The sequence below is a fragment of the Azohydromonas sediminis genome (genome assembly GCF_003574675.1).
Lineage (GTDB): Bacteria > Pseudomonadota > Gammaproteobacteria > Burkholderiales > Burkholderiaceae_C > Calidifontimicrobium > Calidifontimicrobium sediminis.
Window position 1 is genome coordinate 24,910 of record NZ_QOAZ01000030.1, and the last position, 16,411, is coordinate 41,320.

The 16,411-nt window shown below is 72.7% G+C and carries 16 protein-coding genes; 6 read left to right on the forward strand and 10 right to left on the reverse strand.

What is annotated here, in order from left to right; genetic code table 11:
• Nucleotides 1–24: 24 nt before the first annotated feature.
• Nucleotides 25–276 (forward strand): hypothetical protein, encoded by a 252-nt coding sequence (locus tag DRV96_RS14120; protein ID WP_119292228.1) that lies wholly within the window; start codon nucleotides 25–27, stop codon nucleotides 274–276.
• A 39-nt stretch (nucleotides 277–315) separates the two neighbouring features.
• Nucleotides 316–975, forward strand: a complete 660-nt coding sequence (locus tag DRV96_RS14125) for a hypothetical protein (RefSeq protein WP_119292231.1) — start codon at nucleotides 316–318, stop codon at nucleotides 973–975.
• 115 nt (nucleotides 976–1,090) lie between these two features.
• Here DRV96_RS14125 and DRV96_RS14130 read toward each other — a convergent pair whose 3' ends face one another.
• From DRV96_RS14130 to lexA, 4 genes are all read right to left on the reverse strand, one after another.
• Entirely contained in the window at nucleotides 1,091–2,062 is a 972-nt protein-coding gene (locus DRV96_RS14130; protein ID WP_119292233.1) for an IS110 family RNA-guided transposase, read from the reverse strand.
• A 238-nt stretch (nucleotides 2,063–2,300) separates the two neighbouring features.
• A complete protein-coding gene (locus tag DRV96_RS18130) occupies nucleotides 2,301–2,735 on the reverse strand; it encodes a hypothetical protein (protein ID WP_162911064.1) in 435 nt (144 codons plus the stop codon).
• Nucleotides 2,736–2,746: 11 nt separating this feature from the next.
• A complete protein-coding gene (locus DRV96_RS14140) occupies nucleotides 2,747–3,616 on the reverse strand; it encodes an HTD2 family dehydratase (RefSeq protein WP_119292235.1) in 870 nt (289 codons plus the stop codon).
• 139 nt (nucleotides 3,617–3,755) lie between these two features.
• Nucleotides 3,756–4,439, reverse strand: coding sequence for a transcriptional repressor LexA (gene lexA, locus DRV96_RS14145; RefSeq protein ID WP_119292238.1), 684 nt, complete (start codon nucleotides 4,437–4,439; stop codon nucleotides 3,756–3,758).
• A 100-nt stretch (nucleotides 4,440–4,539) separates the two neighbouring features.
• Here lexA and DRV96_RS14150 point away from each other — a divergent pair, with 100 nt between their 5' ends.
• Nucleotides 4,540–5,457, forward strand: a complete 918-nt coding sequence (locus tag DRV96_RS14150; protein WP_336470521.1) for an asparaginase — start codon at nucleotides 4,540–4,542, stop codon at nucleotides 5,455–5,457.
• Between the two features lie 33 nt (nucleotides 5,458–5,490).
• Here the strand turns inward: DRV96_RS14150 and DRV96_RS14155 are convergent, their stop codons facing one another.
• Nucleotides 5,491–7,458 carry an ABC-F family ATP-binding cassette domain-containing protein gene (locus DRV96_RS14155; protein WP_119292243.1) on the reverse strand — a complete coding sequence of 656 codons (1,968 nt, stop codon included), beginning with the start codon at nucleotides 7,456–7,458 and terminating at the stop codon, nucleotides 5,491–5,493.
• 95 nt (nucleotides 7,459–7,553) lie between these two features.
• Between DRV96_RS14155 and DRV96_RS14160 the strand changes: the two genes are divergently transcribed.
• Nucleotides 7,554–9,374, forward strand: coding sequence for a GGDEF domain-containing protein (locus DRV96_RS14160; RefSeq protein ID WP_119292245.1), 1,821 nt, complete (start codon nucleotides 7,554–7,556; stop codon nucleotides 9,372–9,374).
• On the opposite strand, the gene prmB is transcribed toward DRV96_RS14160, so the two are convergent.
• Genes prmB through dapC form a run of 5 tightly spaced genes read right to left on the reverse strand, consistent with a single transcriptional unit; the run spans nucleotide 9,317 to nucleotide 14,618 of the window.
• The gene (gene prmB / locus DRV96_RS14165; protein ID WP_119292247.1) at nucleotides 9,317–10,201 is read right to left on the reverse strand and encodes a 50S ribosomal protein L3 N(5)-glutamine methyltransferase; all 885 of its coding nucleotides are present in this window, start codon (nucleotides 10,199–10,201) and stop codon (nucleotides 9,317–9,319) included. The genes DRV96_RS14160 and prmB overlap by 58 nt on opposite strands.
• Nucleotides 10,198–11,364 (reverse strand): succinyl-diaminopimelate desuccinylase, encoded by a 1,167-nt coding sequence (gene dapE / locus DRV96_RS14170; protein ID WP_119292249.1) that lies wholly within the window; start codon nucleotides 11,362–11,364, stop codon nucleotides 10,198–10,200. The genes prmB and dapE overlap by 4 nt, the downstream gene beginning before the upstream one ends.
• A complete protein-coding gene (locus DRV96_RS14175) occupies nucleotides 11,361–12,557 on the reverse strand; it encodes a PilT/PilU family type 4a pilus ATPase (RefSeq protein WP_119292264.1) in 1,197 nt (398 codons plus the stop codon). Before DRV96_RS14175 ends, dapE begins: the two co-directional genes overlap by 4 nt.
• A 46-nt stretch (nucleotides 12,558–12,603) precedes the next feature.
• Nucleotides 12,604–13,425, reverse strand: a complete 822-nt coding sequence (gene dapD / locus DRV96_RS14180; RefSeq protein ID WP_119292251.1) for a 2,3,4,5-tetrahydropyridine-2,6-dicarboxylate N-succinyltransferase — start codon at nucleotides 13,423–13,425, stop codon at nucleotides 12,604–12,606.
• Complete coding sequence (dapC, locus tag DRV96_RS14185) at nucleotides 13,422–14,618, reverse strand: succinyldiaminopimelate transaminase (protein WP_119292253.1); 1,197 nt, start codon at nucleotides 14,616–14,618, stop codon at nucleotides 13,422–13,424. The genes dapD and dapC overlap by 4 nt, the downstream gene beginning before the upstream one ends.
• 104 nt (nucleotides 14,619–14,722) lie before the next feature.
• Between dapC and DRV96_RS14190 the strand changes: the two genes are divergently transcribed.
• Both DRV96_RS14190 and DRV96_RS14195 read left to right on the forward strand, forming a co-directional pair.
• Nucleotides 14,723–15,754 (forward strand): alkane 1-monooxygenase, encoded by a 1,032-nt coding sequence (locus tag DRV96_RS14190; protein WP_162911065.1) that lies wholly within the window; start codon nucleotides 14,723–14,725, stop codon nucleotides 15,752–15,754.
• Nucleotides 15,755–15,792: 38 nt separating this feature from the next.
• Nucleotides 15,793–16,314: an alpha/beta fold hydrolase gene (locus DRV96_RS14195; protein ID WP_162911066.1), complete on the forward strand. Its 522-nt coding sequence runs from the start codon at nucleotides 15,793–15,795 to the stop codon at nucleotides 16,312–16,314.
• Nucleotides 16,315–16,411 lie beyond the last annotated feature (97 nt).

A 16,411-nucleotide genomic window follows, 5' to 3' on the forward strand; every position in this document is an offset into this window, starting at 1 on the left:
CGCACCCGTTGCCCACCGCCGCCCGTGTCCGCGCCGCTGCTGACTCACCACGCCGTCGTCGCGCTCGTCGAGCCTTTCGCGCGCGGCGGCCGCCACGTCGACCTTGCGGCGTGTGAGCGTCGCGAGCGCCGGCTGTTGTTCAAGCCGCCGGCGACCGCGGGCGATGCCGGTGCGCCGAACGAGACGCTTCGGCTCGAGGTGCTCGAGCGCGGCGCGTACCGGCTGACGCGCATGCTCGAACGCCGCGACGGCGCCCCGGCCACGCGGCGGGCCTAGGGCCAGGACGTCGCCACGCGGCTGGGCGACGTCGAGTCGGTGCCGCTCGCGCGCCACTTCGTCGACGGGCCCGGCTTCACGATCGCGCGCAGCCAGGGCGTCGACCGCGCCGGTTCGGCCGACGTGCGGCTGACGCGCGGGCGCGTCCACGTCGACGGCCTCGTGCTGACGCTCGACGTGCCGGCGGTGCGCCGCGTCGCCGGCGACATCGCACTCGAGCCCACGGCGGATCGACCCCGGCCCGCGTTGCTGGAAGACCTGCTTACCGTGCTGGGGTGGAACTGGGCGCGGCTGGTGCCGGTGCGCCAGGGCTGGACGAGCCGGCTGCGCCTGCGCAGCAGCGCGCGAGCGCACCGCGCAGGACGAGGCCGCGCTCGACGTCGTCGCCGCGCCCTGGCGGGCACGCTGCGCGAGGCGCCGGCGCGCTTCCACGAGCGGCTGCGGGCGGCGCGCGTCGTCGTGTTCTTCCGCCGCGGCATCCCGACATTCACGGCGGTGGGCCTGTTCGGCGCCGTCGGGCTGCTGTCGGTGCTCTTCGACGAGATTGCGATGACGGTGTGGGTGCCGCTGTACCACGTGCCCACAGTGATCGTCGCGATCGGCTGCCTGCTGCCGGAGCTGCCGCGCTTCGAGATCCCGCATGGCCGCGGCCGCTGCCCGACGCGAGCTGGCGCGGCGGCATGGTGCCGCGCTGAGTAACCGTGTTCTTCGTCAAGTCCCCCGTGGCTGAGGAACGCCGAGTTGCTGGCGTGAGCACGGGTTGCCCACAAGCAAGCCCGGTGGACAACCCTGCGCTTTGGCGGTGCGGGTGGGTTCAGGTCTTGGCGGCGGATCGATGATCGGCGTGCCAGACAGTGCGCGTGCGGACCATGGCGTTCAGCGTGGTCAGCAGCTTGCGCATGCAAGCCACCAAGGCGACCTTGGGGCATTTGCCGGCGGCGATCAGTCGCTCGTAGAAGGCCTTGACGACGGGGTTGCGGCGGCTGGCGGTCAGTGCGGCCATGTACAGCACGCGGCGCACGTCGAAGCGCCCGCCCTGGATGCGTCGTCGTCCTTTGCTGGAGCCGGAGTCGTTGGCCATCGGGGCGAGGCCCGCCAGCGCGGCGATCTCGCGCCGGTTCAGCCGGCCGAGCTCGGGCAGCTCGGCAATCAGCGTGGCGCTGGCCACCGGGCCGATGCCGCTGACCGACTGCAGCAACCGGTCGAGTTCGGTGAAGTGCTCGCGCACGTGGCCGACCATCTGGCCTTCGATCTCGTCGAGCTGGGCCTTGATGGCCGCCACGATGGCTTCGATGCTCGGGTGCAGCCCCTTGGGCGTGATCTGCAGGCGCTGGCGCTCGGCGAGCAGCATGGCCAGCAGCTGGCGCCGGCGCGTGACCAGCGCGGCCAGCCACTGCTGCTGCGGGTCGGCCAGCGGGCGCAGGAAGCGGGCGAGGTCTTCGCGGCGCAGCAGCACCGCGGCGAACTCGGCCAGCATGCGCGCGTCCACCGCGTCGGTCTTGGCCAGGCGGCCCATCGACTTGGCGAAGTCACGTGCCTGGCGCGGGTTGACCACCGCCACCGGCAGGCCCGCAGCCTGCAGCGCGCAGGCCAGCTCTGTCTCGTAGCCGCCGGTGGCCTCCATCACCACCAGCGCCACGTCCAGCGGCTTCAAGGCCGCCGCCAACGCCGAGTGAGCCTCGGCCTGGTTGTCGAACCGCTGGGCCTCGAGCTGGGCGCCCAGCACCGCGACATCGACATGCGTCTTGGCCACGTCGATGCCCACCACCACTGAGGAAGCAGACATGGTCTTCGGATCCCTTGCTTGTGCATGCGCGCTCGGACAGGCCGGCGCGCGTAACCGTTCGGGCTTCAAGAAGACCAGCACGGTGGCCGTGCGCTCTTTACTCAGAGACGGGCTCGATCACCCCAGCGGCTACCAAACTGCACGGGCCGGTCTGGCCGCCTCAACGGCGTTCAGACTCTACCGTGCTGGTCTGCGCTGAACATACAAGCGGCGCGCACCGCGCTGCGGCCGCAGGCCTCTACCGCGTGCCGCGCGGCAGCCAGCGCTCGACGGCCTGCAGCAGCGTCGCGCGCACGACGGCCTGGCGCGCGGCGTCGGTGGCGTCGCACGCCAGGCGGCACAGCCAGTCGCTCGGCGCCTCGAAGGCGGAATGCGGCGCGCCTTCGATCACGCGGTCGCTGACGAGCGCCGGCAGCGCCGCGCCCCACCGCGCGGCCACCGCGCGCGCGTGGTCAGACCGCGTCGTGCGGCTGCGCGTGAATCCGTGCGAAAGGATCGCCGCGCCGCGCGCGGTATGCGCCGGGGCGTCGACGTCCACCGCCACCTCGCGGCCGGCCAGGTGCAACTCGATCGTCGTGCGCGCTTCGGCGGCACCGGCCGGCAGTGCGGTGTACGCCAGCGCCCACAGGCGCCGCGCGGTCCGTGTGACGGTCGGGGCCGTGCGGGCGGACATCGGCGGCGCGCTCAGGACACCGCGTCGGCGTGCATCGCCACCGCGCCGTCGCCGCGCGTGGCCCACACCGCGAGGCCGTCGGCGGCAGGGGCAGCGCACAGCGCGAGCGGCGCGCCCAGCAGCGCGGGGTTGAGCGCGCGGTAGCGAAAGCGCCGCAGTGGACGCGCCCCGAGCCGCTGCGCGAGGCCGGCGAGCACGGTGGCCAGCAGGGGGCCGTGGACGACGAGGTTCGGGTAGCCCTCGACGGTGCGGCAGTAGTCGACGTCGTAATGGATGCGGTGACCGTTGAACGTCAGTGCCGAGTAGCGGAACAGCATCGTCGTGTCGGGCGCGAACGGCTCGCGGTGCACGGGCGCGGGCAGGGCGGCTGCCGGCGCGCGCGGTGCGGCCGGCGGCGTGGGCGACCGGTAGACGATGTCGTGCAACTCGCGCACCGCGAGCGCATCGCCGGCGAACACCTCGTGCCGCACCGTGACGAAGACGAGGTCGCCGCTGCGCCCGCGCTTGTGCTCGATGGCGTGCACCGTCGAGCGCTTGCGCGCCGTCGCGCCCAGCGGCAGCGGCGCGACGAACTCGACGTCGCCGCCGGCCCACATCCGCAGCGGCAGCGGCACCGGCGGCAGGAAGTCGCCGCGCCGCGGGTGGCCGTCGCGGCCGAGCTCGGACGGTGGCCACCCCTCGAGGAAGTACAGCCAGTGCCACAGCGGCGGCAATGGCGCGCCGGCGACGATCGCGTCGGGCGGCAGGCCGAGCGTGGCGGCCATCAGGCGCGCGTGGGGCACGGCGAGCAGGTCCTCGTCGCCGCGCGAGCGGCCGAGCCACCGGCGCAGCGTCGGCAGGTCGACGGCCGTCGAGGCGGATGGCGAAGGCGGATCGTCCATGCGTGGCCGTGGCGGCAGCGCCGCGTGCACGGGCGCGACGAGTATCGCGCCGCTCGCAGTGCGACATCCGTCGCGCGGCGCGTACAGCGCGAACGGGCCGCCCTCATGGTCTTCGGGCGCCCGGCTGCAGCGCGCCCGCTCAGGTGAGCATGTTGTTGCGCAGCAGCCCCACCGCGATGCCTTCGATCGCGAACGGCACGTCGCCATCGCGCGCCGGCACGACGAGGGTCTCGAACTCGGGGTTCTCGGGGATCAGCTCGACGCCGGCCTTGGTGCGGCGGAAGCGCTTGACGGTGACCTCGTCGCCGAGCCGCGCGACGACGATCTGGCCGTTCTTGGCCTCGCTGGCCTTCTGCACCGCGAGCAGGTCGCCGTCGAGGATGCCGGCGTCGCGCATGCTCATGCCGCGCACGCGCAGCAGGTAGTCGGGCCGCCGCGGGAAGAGCCCGGCCTCGAAGACGTAGGTGCGGTCGATGTGCTCGGCCGCGAGGATCGGGCTGCCCGCGGCGACGCGGCCCACCAGTGGCAGCGTCAGCTGCGCGATGCCCGGCAGCGGCAGCGCGAACTGCCGCCCGCGCGACTGGGCCAGCGCGCGCAATGTGTCAGACTTCAAGCGGATGCCGCGCGACGTGCCGCCGACGAGTTCGATGACGCCCTTGCGCGCCAGCGCCTGCAGGTGTTCCTCGGCGGCGTTGGCCGAGCGGAAGCCAAGCTCGGCGGCGATCTCGGCGCGCGTCGGCGGCGCGCCGGTGCGCTCGATCGCGCTTTGCACCAGGTCGAGGATCTGCTGCTGGCGCGCGGTGAGTTTGGGTCCGTCGATCATCGTCGTGGCGCCGGCCAGGGCCGGCCGGGTCTGTGGATCCATCCAGTGACTGTATTTTTATCCATGTGTCGCCCCGATGCCAAGTGATGCCGCAAAAGTCGTGATCCTGGGCACCGGCGGCACGATCGCCGGCACCGCCGCGAGTGCCGACGAGGCGGTGGGCTACCAGGCCGCGCAGCTGGGCGTCGAGCGGCTGGTCGCCGCGGTGCCGCCGCTGGCCGGGCTCGCGCTCGAGTGCGAGCAGGTCGCGCAGCTCAACAGCAAGGACATGACGCACGCCGTGTGGCAGCGCCTCGCGCAGCGCTGCGCGCACCACCTCGCGCGCGACGACGTCGCCGGCGTCGTCGTCACGCACGGCACCGACACGCTCGAAGAGACGGCGTACTTCCTGCACCGCGTGCTTGCGCCGGCCAAGCCGCTGGTGCTGACGGCGGCGATGCGCCCGGCCACGTCGATGCAGGCCGACGGGCCGCAGAACCTGCTCGACGCGGTCACCGTTGCGCGCCACGGCGCCGCGCTCGGCTGGCGCGGCGTCATGGCCGTGCTGGCCGCCACGGTGCACGCGGCGGTCGACGTGCGCAAGGTGCACGGCTGGCGCCTCGACGCCTTTGACAGCGGCGATGCCGGCCCGGTCGGCGCCGTCGTCGCCGGCGCGCTGCAGCGCTTGCGCGACGTGCCGACCTGTGCGCCGGTGGGGCTGGGCGCGATCGCACGCGACGTCGGCCAGTGGCCGCGCGTGGAAGTCGTCGCGAGCCACGCCGGGGCATCGGGGCGCGTCGTCGACGCACTGGTGGCCGACGGCGTCGACGGCCTCGTCGTCGCCGCGACCGGCTTCGGCGACGTGCACGCCGAGGTGCTCGCCGCGCTCGAGCGCGCACGCGCGCGCGGCGTCGCGGTGGCGATCGCGACGCGCTGCGCCTACGGGCCGGTGATCGACGCCGCGACGCGCGCCGTCGACGCGCGCACGCCGTGGCAGATGCGCATCGACCTGCTGCTCGAGCGGTTGCGCGCCGGCTGAGTGCCGCGCCGTGCGCGCGCCCGGGCGGACGGGTCAGCCGCCGGCCGTGATTTGCTCGAGCTCGGCGCCGACCTCGAGCCAGCGCTCCTCGAGCATCGCGACCTCGGCGGCGACGTGGTTCAGCCGGCGGCCGAGCTCGGCGATGTCGGCCGCGGCGACGCCGGGCTGCGACAGCGCCGCCTCGACCTCGGCACGCTCGCGCGCGAGCACTGCGAGGCGCTGGTCGATGCGCTCGAGCTCGATGCGCAGCGGCCGCGTGCGTTCGGCGAGTTTCGCGCGCGCCTGCGCCTGCGCCTTGCGGTCGTCGCGGCGGCTCGCAGGCGCGGGCGCGGGGGCACGGGCCGCCGCGACGGCGGCGGGCACCGGCGCCGATGCCGGTGCCGGTGTCGCCGGCGCGACGCCGCCGCGCAGCAGTGCGCGCGAGCGCTCGAGCAGCCAGCGCTGGTAGTCGTCGAGGTCGCCGTCGAACGGCTGCACCGTGCCGTCGGCGACGAGCCAGAACTCGTCGCACACCTCGCGCAGCAGCGCGCGGTCGTGGCTGACCAGCATCACGGTGCCGTCGAACTCGTTGAGCGCGATGCTCAGCGCCTCGCGCATCTGCAGGTCGAGGTGGTTCGTCGGCTCGTCGAGCAGCAGCAGGTTGGGACGCTGCCAGACGATGGTGGCCAGCACCAGGCGCGCCTTCTCGCCGCCCGACAGCGTGCCCACCGGCTGGTGCACCATCTCGCCGCCGAACTGGAACTGGCCGAGGAAGTTGCGCAGGTCCTGCTCGCGCGCCTGCGGAGAGACCTCACGCGCGAGCCGCACCATCTGCTGCAGCGGCGTGTCGTCGGCGTGCAGCAGGTCCATCTCCTGCTGCGCGAAGTAGCCGATCGCCAGCCCCTTGCCCTCGGTGATCGTGCCCGCCAGCGGCGGCAGCACGCGCGCGATCGTCTTCACGAGCGTCGACTTGCCCTGGCCGTTGGCGCCGAGGATGCCGATGCGCTGGCCGGCGAGCACGGTGCGCTCGACGCCCTTCACGATGACCGTTGAGCCGTAGCCGCAGGCCACGCCCTTCAGCGCGAGCATCGGGTTCGGCAGGTTCGCCGGCTCGCGGAACTCGAACGCGAAGTCGCTCGCGGTCAGCACCGGCGCGAGCCGCTCCATGCGCGCCAGCGCCTTGACGCGGCTCTGCGCCTGGCGCGCCTTCGTCGCCTTGGCCTTGAAGCGGTCGATGAAGCGCTGCAGGTGCGCGATGCGCTCCTGCTGCTTCGCGTACGCCGCCTGCTGCTGCGCGATGCGCTCGGCGCGCATCTCCTCGAACGCGGTGTAGTTGCCGCCGTAGCGGGTCAGTTCGGCGTGGTCCAAGTGCACGGTGACGGTCGTCACGGCGTCGAGGAACTCGCGGTCGTGGCTGATCACGACGAGCGTGCCGGCGAAGCGCTGCAGCCAGCTCTCCAGCCACACGAGCGCGTCGAGGTCGAGGTGGTTCGTCGGCTCGTCGAGCAGCAGCAGGTCGGCCGGGCACATCAGCGCGCGCGCGAGCTGCAGCCGCATGCGCCAGCCGCCCGAAAAACTGTTGACCGGCGCGTCGAGCTCGGCCGGTTTGAAGCCGAGCCCCAGCAGCAGCGCCTGCGCGCGCGCGCGGGCGTCGAAGGCACCGGCTTCCTCGAGCGCGAGGTGCGCCTGCGCGATCGCGTGGCCGTCGTCGGCGGCCTCGGCGGCGGCGAGCTGCTGCTGCGCCTGCACGAGCGGCAGGTCGCCGGCGAGCACGAAGTCGGTCGCGCCGTCGTCCGTGTCGGGCATCTGCTGCGCGACTTCGCCGAGGCGCCACTTCGGCGGGATCTCGCACTCGCCGGCGTCGGCGTGCAGCCGGCCGGCCAGCAGCGCGAACAGGCTCGACTTGCCGGCGCCGTTGCGGCCGACCAGCGCGACCTTCTCGCCCGGGTTGATCACGAGGTTCGCGCGCTCGAGCACGACCTTGGTGCCGCGGCGCAGGGTGAGGTTGCGCAGGGTGATCACGGGGCGCGATTGTCGCCGCCTGCACCGCGCCCGGCGTCCTCAAGTCGCCCTCGGGGGATGCCGATATCCGCAGTTGGCGTGCAAGGAGGGAGGCGATGGACCCCACGACCTGGTCCGCGGCGACGAAGGATGTGCGCAGCGTTCGCGAGCTGGTCGAGCGCCGCGCCCTGCTGATGCACTACCAGCCGATCGTGCTCAGCCGCGATGGCAGTGTCTACGGGCACGAGGCGCTGGTGCGCACGCCACCCGGCTGCCGGTGGCCAGGCCCCGAGGCGCTCTTCCAGGCGGCCCGCGCCGAAGGGGTCACCGAAGCGCTCGAACTCGCCTGTGTGCGGGCGGCGCTTTCCGGTTGGCTCACGCAGGGCGCGCGCGGGCGTCTGCTGGTCAACCTCAGTGCGGCGGCGCTGCTGGCGGCGCTGGCTGACGGTCAGCTGCGCCGCATGCTCGACCTGCTGCGTGCGCAGGGCGTGGCCAGCGAGGCGCTGGTCGTGGAGCTGACCGAGCACGAGCACGTGCGCGACGTCGACGCGCTGGTGGAGGCGACCGAGCAGCTGTGCCGGGCACGCATCGGCGTGGCGCTCGACGACTTCGGCGACGGCCGGTCCAGCCTGAGGCTGTGGTCGCAGATCAAGCCGGAGATCGTCAAGATCGACCGCTATTTCACGCGCGATGTCGGCTGCAACGGTGACAAGGTGCAGACGTTTCGCGCGCTGCAGCAGCTGGCCGAGACGTTCGGTGCGCAGCTCGTGGCCGAAGGCGTCGAGACCGCTGCCGAGCTGCGCGTCGTGCGCGACCTGGGCGTGCCGCTGGTGCAGGGGTACTTCCTCGGGCGGCCGGCAGCGCAGCTGCGCGAGGCGATCGAATGCGAGGCGGCACAGGTGCTCGCCGACCACGCCATCGCCGTGCTGCCGCAGCGTCAGCGCGTGGGCAACCGCGGCTGGTCGGCGTCACGGCTTCTGATCGACGCCCCGGCGCTGCCCGTGACGGCGACGCACGACGAGGTGTTCGCGGCCTTCGAACGCCGCGCGGACCTGCCCGCACTGGCGATCGTCGACGCCGACCGGCCCTGCGGACTGCTGGTGCGCAGCGAATTCATCGCGCAGTATGCGCGCCCCTTCTTCAAGGAACTGTATGGTCGCCGCCCGGCGATGCTGCACGCGAACACGCATCCGCTGTGCCTGGACGTGCACGCACAGGTCGACGACCTGATTGCGGTGCTGACCTCGGCCGACCAGCGCTACCTGTCGCAGGGCTTCATCCTGACCGAGGGCGGGCGCTACCGCGGGCTGGGCACCGGCGAGCAACTCGTGCGTGCGGTGACCGAGGCGCGCATCGAGGCGGCGCGCCACGCCAACCCGCTGACCTTCCTGCCCGGCAACATCCCGATCACGCAGCACGTCGAACGCCTGCTCGAGCGTGGCGCACCGTTCGCCGTCGCCTACGCCGACCTGAATCACTTCAAGCCCTACAACGACCACTACGGCTACTGGCGCGGCGACGAGATGATCCGCCTGCTCGCCCAGGTGCTGCTGACCCACGTCGAGGCCGACCGCGACTTCGTCGGTCACGTGGGCGGTGACGACTTCGTCGTCGTCTTCCAGAGCGGCGACTGGCAGGCCCGTTGCCGCGCGATCGTCGATCAGTTCAACGCCCGGGCGCGCGATTTGTTCGATCCCGACGACCTCGCGGCAGGGGGCATCCGGGCCGAAGACCGCGATGGCGTCGTGCGCTTCCATCCGTGCACGACGCTGGCGCTCGGGGTGCTTCGGATCGCGCCGGGGCGGTTCCGCGCCGCCGAGGAAGTCGCCAACGCCGCGGCCAAGGCCAAACGCCACGCGAAGACCAGCGGGGTCGGCGTTTACGTGTGGGACGCCGATGCGTCGACGAGCGAGCCGCGTTCGAGCAGCAGCACCTGATCGTCGCCGGCGCTGGTCGGCAGCCACACCGGTTCGAGATGGGGGAACGCGTGCTCGAAGTGCGCGCGCTCGTGCCCGATCTCGAGCACGAGCACGCCGTCGTCGTTCAGGTGCGCCGGCGCGTCGCGCAGCAGCGTGCGCACGAAGTCCATCCCGTCGGCGCCGCCGGCCAGCGCCAGTGCCGGCTCGGCGCGGTACTCGGGCGGCAGCGCCGCCATCGACTGCGCGTTGACGTACGGCGGGTTGCACAGGATCAGGTCGTAGCGCCGGTCGCCGACCGCGGCCAGCCCGTCGCCCTGGAACAGCGTGATGCGGTCGGCCAGGTGGTGGCGCTCGACGTTGATCCTGGCCACCGCGAGCGCGTCGGCGCTGAGGTCGGCGGCGTCGACGGTGACGTCGGGCCACGCCATCGCGGCCAGCACCGCGAGGCTGCCGTTGCCGGTGCACAGGTCGAGCACGCGGCGCGTGTGCGCGCTCAGCCACGGGTCGATCGTGCCGTCGGCGATCACTTCGGCGATCAGCGAGCGCGGCACGATGACGCGCTCGTCGACGGTGAACGGCACGCCCTGCAGCCAGGCCTCGCCGGTGAGGTAGGCCGCGGGCTTGCGCGTGGCGATGCGCTCGTCGATCAGCGCGTCGACGGCGCGCTGTTCGGCGGGCGTCAGCTCGCGCTGCGCGACGCCGTCGAGGTCGTCGAGCGGCAGCCCCAGGCGCCACAGCACGAGCCACACGGCCTCGTCCCACGCATTGGTCGTGCCGTGGCCAAAGCAAACGCCCGCCTTTTCGAGGCGGGCGCTGGCGGCGCGCACGGCGTCGAGCAGCGTCATGCCAGCAGGCGCTCCAGCGTGCCGCGGTAGATCGCGGCCAGCGTGTCGACGCTCGCGGCTTCGACGTGTTCGTCGATCTTGTGGATGCTCGCGTTGACGGGGCCGAACTCGACGACCTGCGGGCAGATCCGCGCGATGAAGCGGCCGTCGGAGGTGCCGCCGGTGGTCGACAGCTCGGGCGTCACGCCGGTGGTGGCGCGGATCGCCGCGGTGAGCGCGTCGCTGAGCGGGCCCGGCGGCGTCAGGAACGGCTCGCCGCCGAGTGTCCAGTCGAGCGCGTACTGCAGCCCGTGGCGGTCGAGCACGCCGTGCACGCGCTCGCGCAGCTGCTGCGGCGTCGACTCGGTGCTGAAGCGGAAGTTGAAGTCGACGACGACGTCGCCCGGGATCACGTTCGTCGCGCCGGTGCCGCCATGCACGTTGCTGACCTGGAACGTCGTCGGCGGGAAGTGGTCGTTGCCGCGGTCCCATTCGATCGCCACCAGCTCGGCCAGCGCCGGCGCGAGCTGGTGGATCGGGTTGCGCGCGAGCTGCGGGTACGCGACGTGGCCCTGTACGCCGATCACGCGCAGCCGGCCACTGAGCGAGCCGCGGCGGCCGTTCTTGATCGTGTCGCCGAGCCGTTCGACCGAGGTCGGCTCGCCGACGATGCACGCGTCGAGCCGCTCGCCGCGCTGCTGCAGCCACTCGACGAGTCGCACCGTGCCGTCGACCGACGGGCCCTCTTCGTCGCTGGTGATCAGGAACGCGATGCGCCCGGCGTGGTCGGGGTGCGCGGCGACGAAGTCCTCGACGGCGACGACCATCGCCGCGAGCGAGCTCTTCATGTCGGCGGCGCCGCGCCCGTAGAGCTTGCCGCCGCGGTGCGACGGCGTGAACGGGTCGCTCGTCCACTGCGCGAGCGGCCCCGGCGGCACGACGTCGGTGTGGCCCGCGAAGGCGAGCGTCGGGCCCGGTCGCGCGCCGCAGCGCACGGCCCACAGGTTCGTGACGCGGAAGTCGTCGGGGCCGCGCAGCAGCGTCTCGCACACGAAGCCGGCGGCGCGCAGCCGCTCGCCGATCAGCGTCTGGCAGCCGGCGTCGTCGGGCGTGACCGACGGGCGCGCGATCAGCGCCTCGGCCAGCCGCAGCGCGGCGTGCGGGTCGCGGGCGGGGTGCGTCATCGCCGCTCGGGCGGCAGCGGCGGCAGCTTCATGCCGGCGATCGAGCGCGGCTCCTCGGGGCGCACGTCGAGCGTGATCTCGGTGAACGACGGCCCGTCGGGCTCGGGGGCGGCGGCCTTCGGTGCCACGCGCGAGATCGCGCTGGTGTCGTTCTGCAGCCGCCACATCAGATTGCTCGGCGAGTCGGAGAACGCCAGCCCGTCGTCGCGCGTGATCTTGCCCTTCTCGATCAGCTTCGCGAGGTCTTCCTCGAAGGTCTGCGAGCCTTCGGCGAGCGACTTCTCCATCGCTTCCTTGACGCCGGCGAGGTCGCCCTGCGCGATCAGCTCGGAGACGAGCTGCGTGTTGAGCAGCACCTCGACGGCCGGGATGCGGCCGCCGGCCACCGCACGGATCAGCCGCTGCGAAACGATGGCCTTCAGCCCCGACGCGAGGTCCGCCAGCAGCGACGGGCGCGCCTCGGGCGGGTAGAACGACAGGATGCGCCCGAGCGCGTGGTAGCTGTTGTTGGCGTGCAGCGTCGCGAGCACGAGGTGGCCCGACAGCGAGTACGAGATCGCCGAGGTCATCGTCTCGCGGTCGCGGATCTCGCCGATCAGGATCACGTCGGGGGCCTGGCGCAGCGCGTTCTTCAGCGCCACCTGCAGGCTCTGCGTGTCGCGGCCGACCTCGCGCTGGTTGACGACGCTCTTCTTGTTCGTGAACAGGAACTCGATCGGGTCCTCGATCGTCAGGATATGGCCCGTCATCTCCTGGTTGCGCTTCTCGAGCATCGCGGCCAGCGTCGTGCTCTTGCCGGTGCCGGTGGCGCCGACCATCAGGATCAGGCCGCGCTTCTCGAGCACGAGCTGCGACAGGATCTCGGGCACGCCGAGCGAGTCGAGCGACGGGATCTGGAACGGGATGCAGCGGAACACCGCGGCGATCGAGCCGCGCTGGCGGAACGCCGACAGCCGGAAGCTGCCGACCTTGGGCAGCCCGATCGCGCAATTGAGCTCGCCGGTGTCGTCGAGCTCCTCGAGCTGGTGCGGCGTCAGCAGCTCGGCGAGCAGCTGGCGCGGCTGCGACGGCGTCAGCACCTGGTCCGACACCGGCAGGATCTGGCCGGCGATCTTGATCAGGATCGGCGTGTTGGCCGACAGGTACACGTCCGACGCGTTCTTCTCCGCCATCAGGCGGAGCACGCGTTCCATGTTGCCGGCGCTGCTCATGGCGATCCTTTCGCGGCCGTCGCGCGTCTCAGGCGCGCAGCAGCTCGTTGATGCTGGTCTTCGCGCGCGTCTGCGCGTCGACCTTCTTGACGATGACGGCGCAGTACAGGCTGTACTTGCCGTCGGCCGACGGCAGCGAGCCGCTGACGACGACGGAGCCCGCCGGCACGCGCCCGTAGATCACCTCGCCGGTGGCGCGGTCGTAGATCTTGGTGCTCTGGCCGATGTAGACGCCCATCGAGATCACCGAGTTCTCCTCGACGATCACGCCTTCGACGATCTCGCTGCGCGCGCCGATGAAGCAGTTGTCCTCGATGATCGTCGGGTTGGCCTGCAGCGGCTCGAGCACGCCGCCGATACCCACGCCGCCTGACAGGTGCACGTTCTTGCCGATCTGCGCGCACGAGCCGACGGTGGCCCAGGTGTCGACCATCGTGCCCTCGTCGACGTAGGCGCCGATGTTGACGTAGCTGGGCATCAGCACGACGTTCTTGGCGAGGTAGCTGCCGCGGCGCGCGACGGCCGGCGGCACGACGCGCACGCCGGCGGCGCGCATCTGCGCCTCGTCGAGGTGCGAGAACTTCGTCGGCACCTTGTCGAAGAAGGCCAGGTCGCCCGCGTGCATCGCGACGTTGTCGTTGAGGCGAAAGCTCAGCAGCACCGCCTTCTTCAGCCACTGGTTGACGGTCCACCGGCCGACGCCCTGGCGCTCGGCGACGCGGCGCCGCCCGGCGTTGAGGTCGGCGATGGCCTGCTCGACGGCCTCGCGCAGCTCGGGCGTCGCGGCGGCGGGCAGGTGGGCGCGCTCGTCCCACGCGCGGTCGATGACGGACTGGAGGTCTTGGCTCATGTCAGATGGGCTCGGGTGTAGGCGACGATGCGCTCGGCGGCTTCGACGCACTCGTCGAGCGGCGCCACCAGCGCCATGCGGATGCGCCCGGCGCCGGGGTTGACGCCACGCGCGCTGCGCGCGAGCAGGCTGCCGGGAAGGACGGCGACATTGTATTGAGCGAGCAGTCCACGGGCGAACGCGACGTCGTCGGCCCCCGGCACGCCGGCCCACAGGTAAAAGCCGGCGTCGGGCAGTTTCACGTCGAGCACGTCGGCGAGCATCGGCGTGACGCGCTCGAACTTGAGGCGGTATTGCGCACGGTTGTCGCGCACGTGCGCCTCGTCGTTCCACGCGGCGATGCTGGCCGCCTGCACCGGCAGGCTCATCGCGCTGCCGTGGTACGTGCGGTACAGCAGGAAGTCCTTCAGCAGCGCGGCGTCGCCGGCGACGAAGCCCGAGCGCATCCCCGGCACGTTGCTGCGCTTGGACAGGCTCGTGAACACGACCAGCCGCTCGAAGCGGTCGCGCCCGAGCGCGCGTGCGGCCTGCAGCGCCCCCAGCGGCGGCTCGTCGCCGAAGTAGATCTCGGAGTAGCACTCGTCGCTGGCGATCACGAAGCCGTGGCGGTCGCTCAGCTCGAACAGCCGCTGCCATTCCACCAGCGGCATCACGGCGCCGGTCGGGTTGCCCGGCGAGCAGACGTACAGCAGCTGCGTGCGCGCCCACGTCGCCTCGTCGATGCCGCTCCAGTCGACGGCGAAGTTGCGCGCCGGGTCGCTGTTCGCGTAGGCCACCTGTGCGCCGGCGAGCAGCGCCGCGCCCTCGTAGATCTGGTAGAACGGGTTCGGCACGACGACGGTCGCGCCGGGCCGCGACGCATCGACGACGGCCTGCGCGAACGCGAACAGCGCCTCGCGCGAGCCGTTGACCGGCAGCACCTGCGTCGCCGGGTCGAGCGCGACGCCGTAGCGGCGCTGCACCCAGCCGGCGATCGCTTCGCGCAGCGCCGGCGTGCCGGCGGTGGCCGGGTAGCTCGACAGCCCCTGCAGCGCGCCGACCAGCGCGCGCTCGACGAGTGGCGGCGTCGGGTGCTTGGGCTCGCCGATGCCCAGGCTGATCGGCCGGTGCGCCGGCGACGGCACGATGTCGCGCGTGAGCTCGCGCAGGCGCTCGAAGGGGTAGGGGTGCAGGCGCTGCAGCAGCGGATTCATCGGCCGATTATCGAAGACGCTATCGAAAACGACTGCGGCGGCCGGGCCCCGTGCGCGGCGAGCCCGCATTGACGCGTGGCGCGCGCGGCGCGCATCATCGTGCGGTGACGACCACGGCCTCGACTCCCGCATCGCCCGCGCGCTTCATGCTCGCGTGGCTGATGCCGCTGGCGGTCGGCGTGGCGGCGTGGCGCACGCCTTGGGCCGCGTGGGCCACCGCGCTCGGCTTCCAGGTCGTGCTCGCGCTCGTCGAGCGCGCCGCGCCGCGCTGGACGTCGCCGCCGCCGGCGGCGTCGGCCACGCCCGGATTCGTTGCCGTGCTGCGCGCGCACGCGCTGTGGCAGGCGCTGCTGCTCGCGCTCGGCGTCGCGCTGGCGGTGCGCCACGTCGACGGCGGCGGTTCGTGGTGGGCCGTCGTCGCGCTCGGCCTCGGCGTGGGCGGCGTCACCGGCAGCCAGGGCATCACGTTCGCGCACGAGCTCGGCCACTCGAAGTCCAGGCTCGACCGCGCGCTCGGCTGGCTGCTGATGGGCAGCGTGCTGTATGCGCACTTCATGGTCGAGCACTACCGCGGTCACCACCCGCGCGCGGCCACGCGCGACGACCCGGCCACGGCGCGCTACGGCGAGAGCCTGTGGCGCTTCCTGCCGCGCACGCTGGTGGGCAGCTTCGCGAGCGCGTGGCGGCTCGAGGCGCAGCAGCTCGCGCGCCTGCGGCGCGGCTGGCACCGCAGCGCGCTCGCGTGGGCCACGCTGGCGCAGTTCGCGCTGCTCGCCGCGCTGGCCGCCTTCGGCGGCGGTGCGGCGCTGCTGTTCTGGCTCGTGCAGGCGGCCTACGCGGTGTTCCTGCTCGAGGCGATCAACTACGTCGAGCACTACGGGCTCGAGCGGCGCATCGGCGAAGGCGGCCGGCGCGAGCCGTTCGGCGTGCAGCACGCGTGGAACGCCGACCACGCGCTGACGAACTGCTTCATCGCCAACCTGCAGCGCCACAGCGACCACCACCTGCACGCCTGGAAGCCGTACCCGACGCTGGCCGCGCTGCCGGGCCCGCAGCTGCCCACCGGCTACGCCGGCTGCCTGTTCCTCGCGTCGGTGCCGCCGCTGTGGTTCCGCGTGATGCACCCGCGGCTGTAGGCGGCGTGCGCCGCGGCCTGAAGCCGCGGCCGCCGGCGATGTGGATCGGGTTCGCGGCGGTCGCCGCCGGCGCCTATGCCGCGGTGCTCGCGCTGCTGTGGGCGGCGCAGGAGCGGCTGATCTTCATGCCGCAGCCGCTGCCGGCCGCGCACCGCTTCGCGTTCGGCCCCGACGTGCACGAGACCTGGGTCGACGTGCCCGGCGCGCGGCTGCACGCGCTGCACTTGCAGCTGCCGGCGCCGGCGGGCCTCGTGTTCTTCCTGCACGGCAACGCCGGCAACCTCGACGGCTGGTTCGCCGACGTCGGCTTCTACCGCCGCGCCGGTCACGACCTGTTCATGCCCGACTACCGCGGCTACGGCAAGAGCAGCGGCCGCATCGACAGCGAGGCGCAGCTGCACGCCGACGTGCGCGCCGCGTGGGCGTCAGAGGCTGAGAGGCAATTGATCGCCGCAGACGCCCGTCGGGTTGGCGTCAGGGCCAGAGGAACGAACGTCACGCGGCGCTGCTGCGCGGGTGATGTCGCTGCGACGGGCTCGTGCGCGCTTCGCAGCGCTTGATTCGGGTCGATTTCTCATCTTCCGCACCCCTTACGCGGCCGCCAGGGCCGCTGCGGGCGCACCTGTGCCCAGACCGACCCACTGCGGTGCGATCTTG

Excerpts from the sequence above, each read along its gene's own strand:
- DRV96_RS18130 (WP_162911064.1), bottom strand. The coding sequence starts at position 2,735 with ATGTCCGCCCGCACGGCCCCGACCGTCACACGGACCGCGCGGCGCCTG.
- dapE (WP_119292249.1), bottom strand. The coding sequence starts at position 11,364 with ATGACGCACCCCGCCCGCGACCCGCACGCCGCGCTGCGGCTGGCCGAG.
- dapC (WP_119292253.1), bottom strand. The coding sequence starts at position 14,618 with ATGAATCCGCTGCTGCAGCGCCTGCACCCCTACCCCTTCGAGCGCCTG.
- DRV96_RS14160 (WP_119292245.1), top strand. The coding sequence starts at position 7,554 with ATGGACCCCACGACCTGGTCCGCGGCGACGAAGGATGTGCGCAGCGTT.
- DRV96_RS14195 (WP_162911066.1), top strand. The coding sequence starts at position 15,793 with ATGTGGATCGGGTTCGCGGCGGTCGCCGCCGGCGCCTATGCCGCGGTG.
- DRV96_RS14140 (WP_119292235.1), bottom strand. The coding sequence starts at position 3,616 with ATGGACGATCCGCCTTCGCCATCCGCCTCGACGGCCGTCGACCTGCCG.
- prmB (WP_119292247.1), bottom strand. The coding sequence starts at position 10,201 with ATGACGCTGCTCGACGCCGTGCGCGCCGCCAGCGCCCGCCTCGAAAAG.
- dapD (WP_119292251.1), bottom strand. The coding sequence starts at position 13,425 with ATGAGCCAAGACCTCCAGTCCGTCATCGACCGCGCGTGGGACGAGCGC.
- lexA (WP_119292238.1), bottom strand. The coding sequence starts at position 4,439 with ATGATCGACGGACCCAAACTCACCGCGCGCCAGCAGCAGATCCTCGAC.
- DRV96_RS14175 (WP_119292264.1), bottom strand. The coding sequence starts at position 12,557 with ATGGAACGCGTGCTCCGCCTGATGGCGGAGAAGAACGCGTCGGACGTG.
- DRV96_RS14130 (WP_119292233.1), bottom strand. The coding sequence starts at position 2,062 with ATGTCTGCTTCCTCAGTGGTGGTGGGCATCGACGTGGCCAAGACGCAT.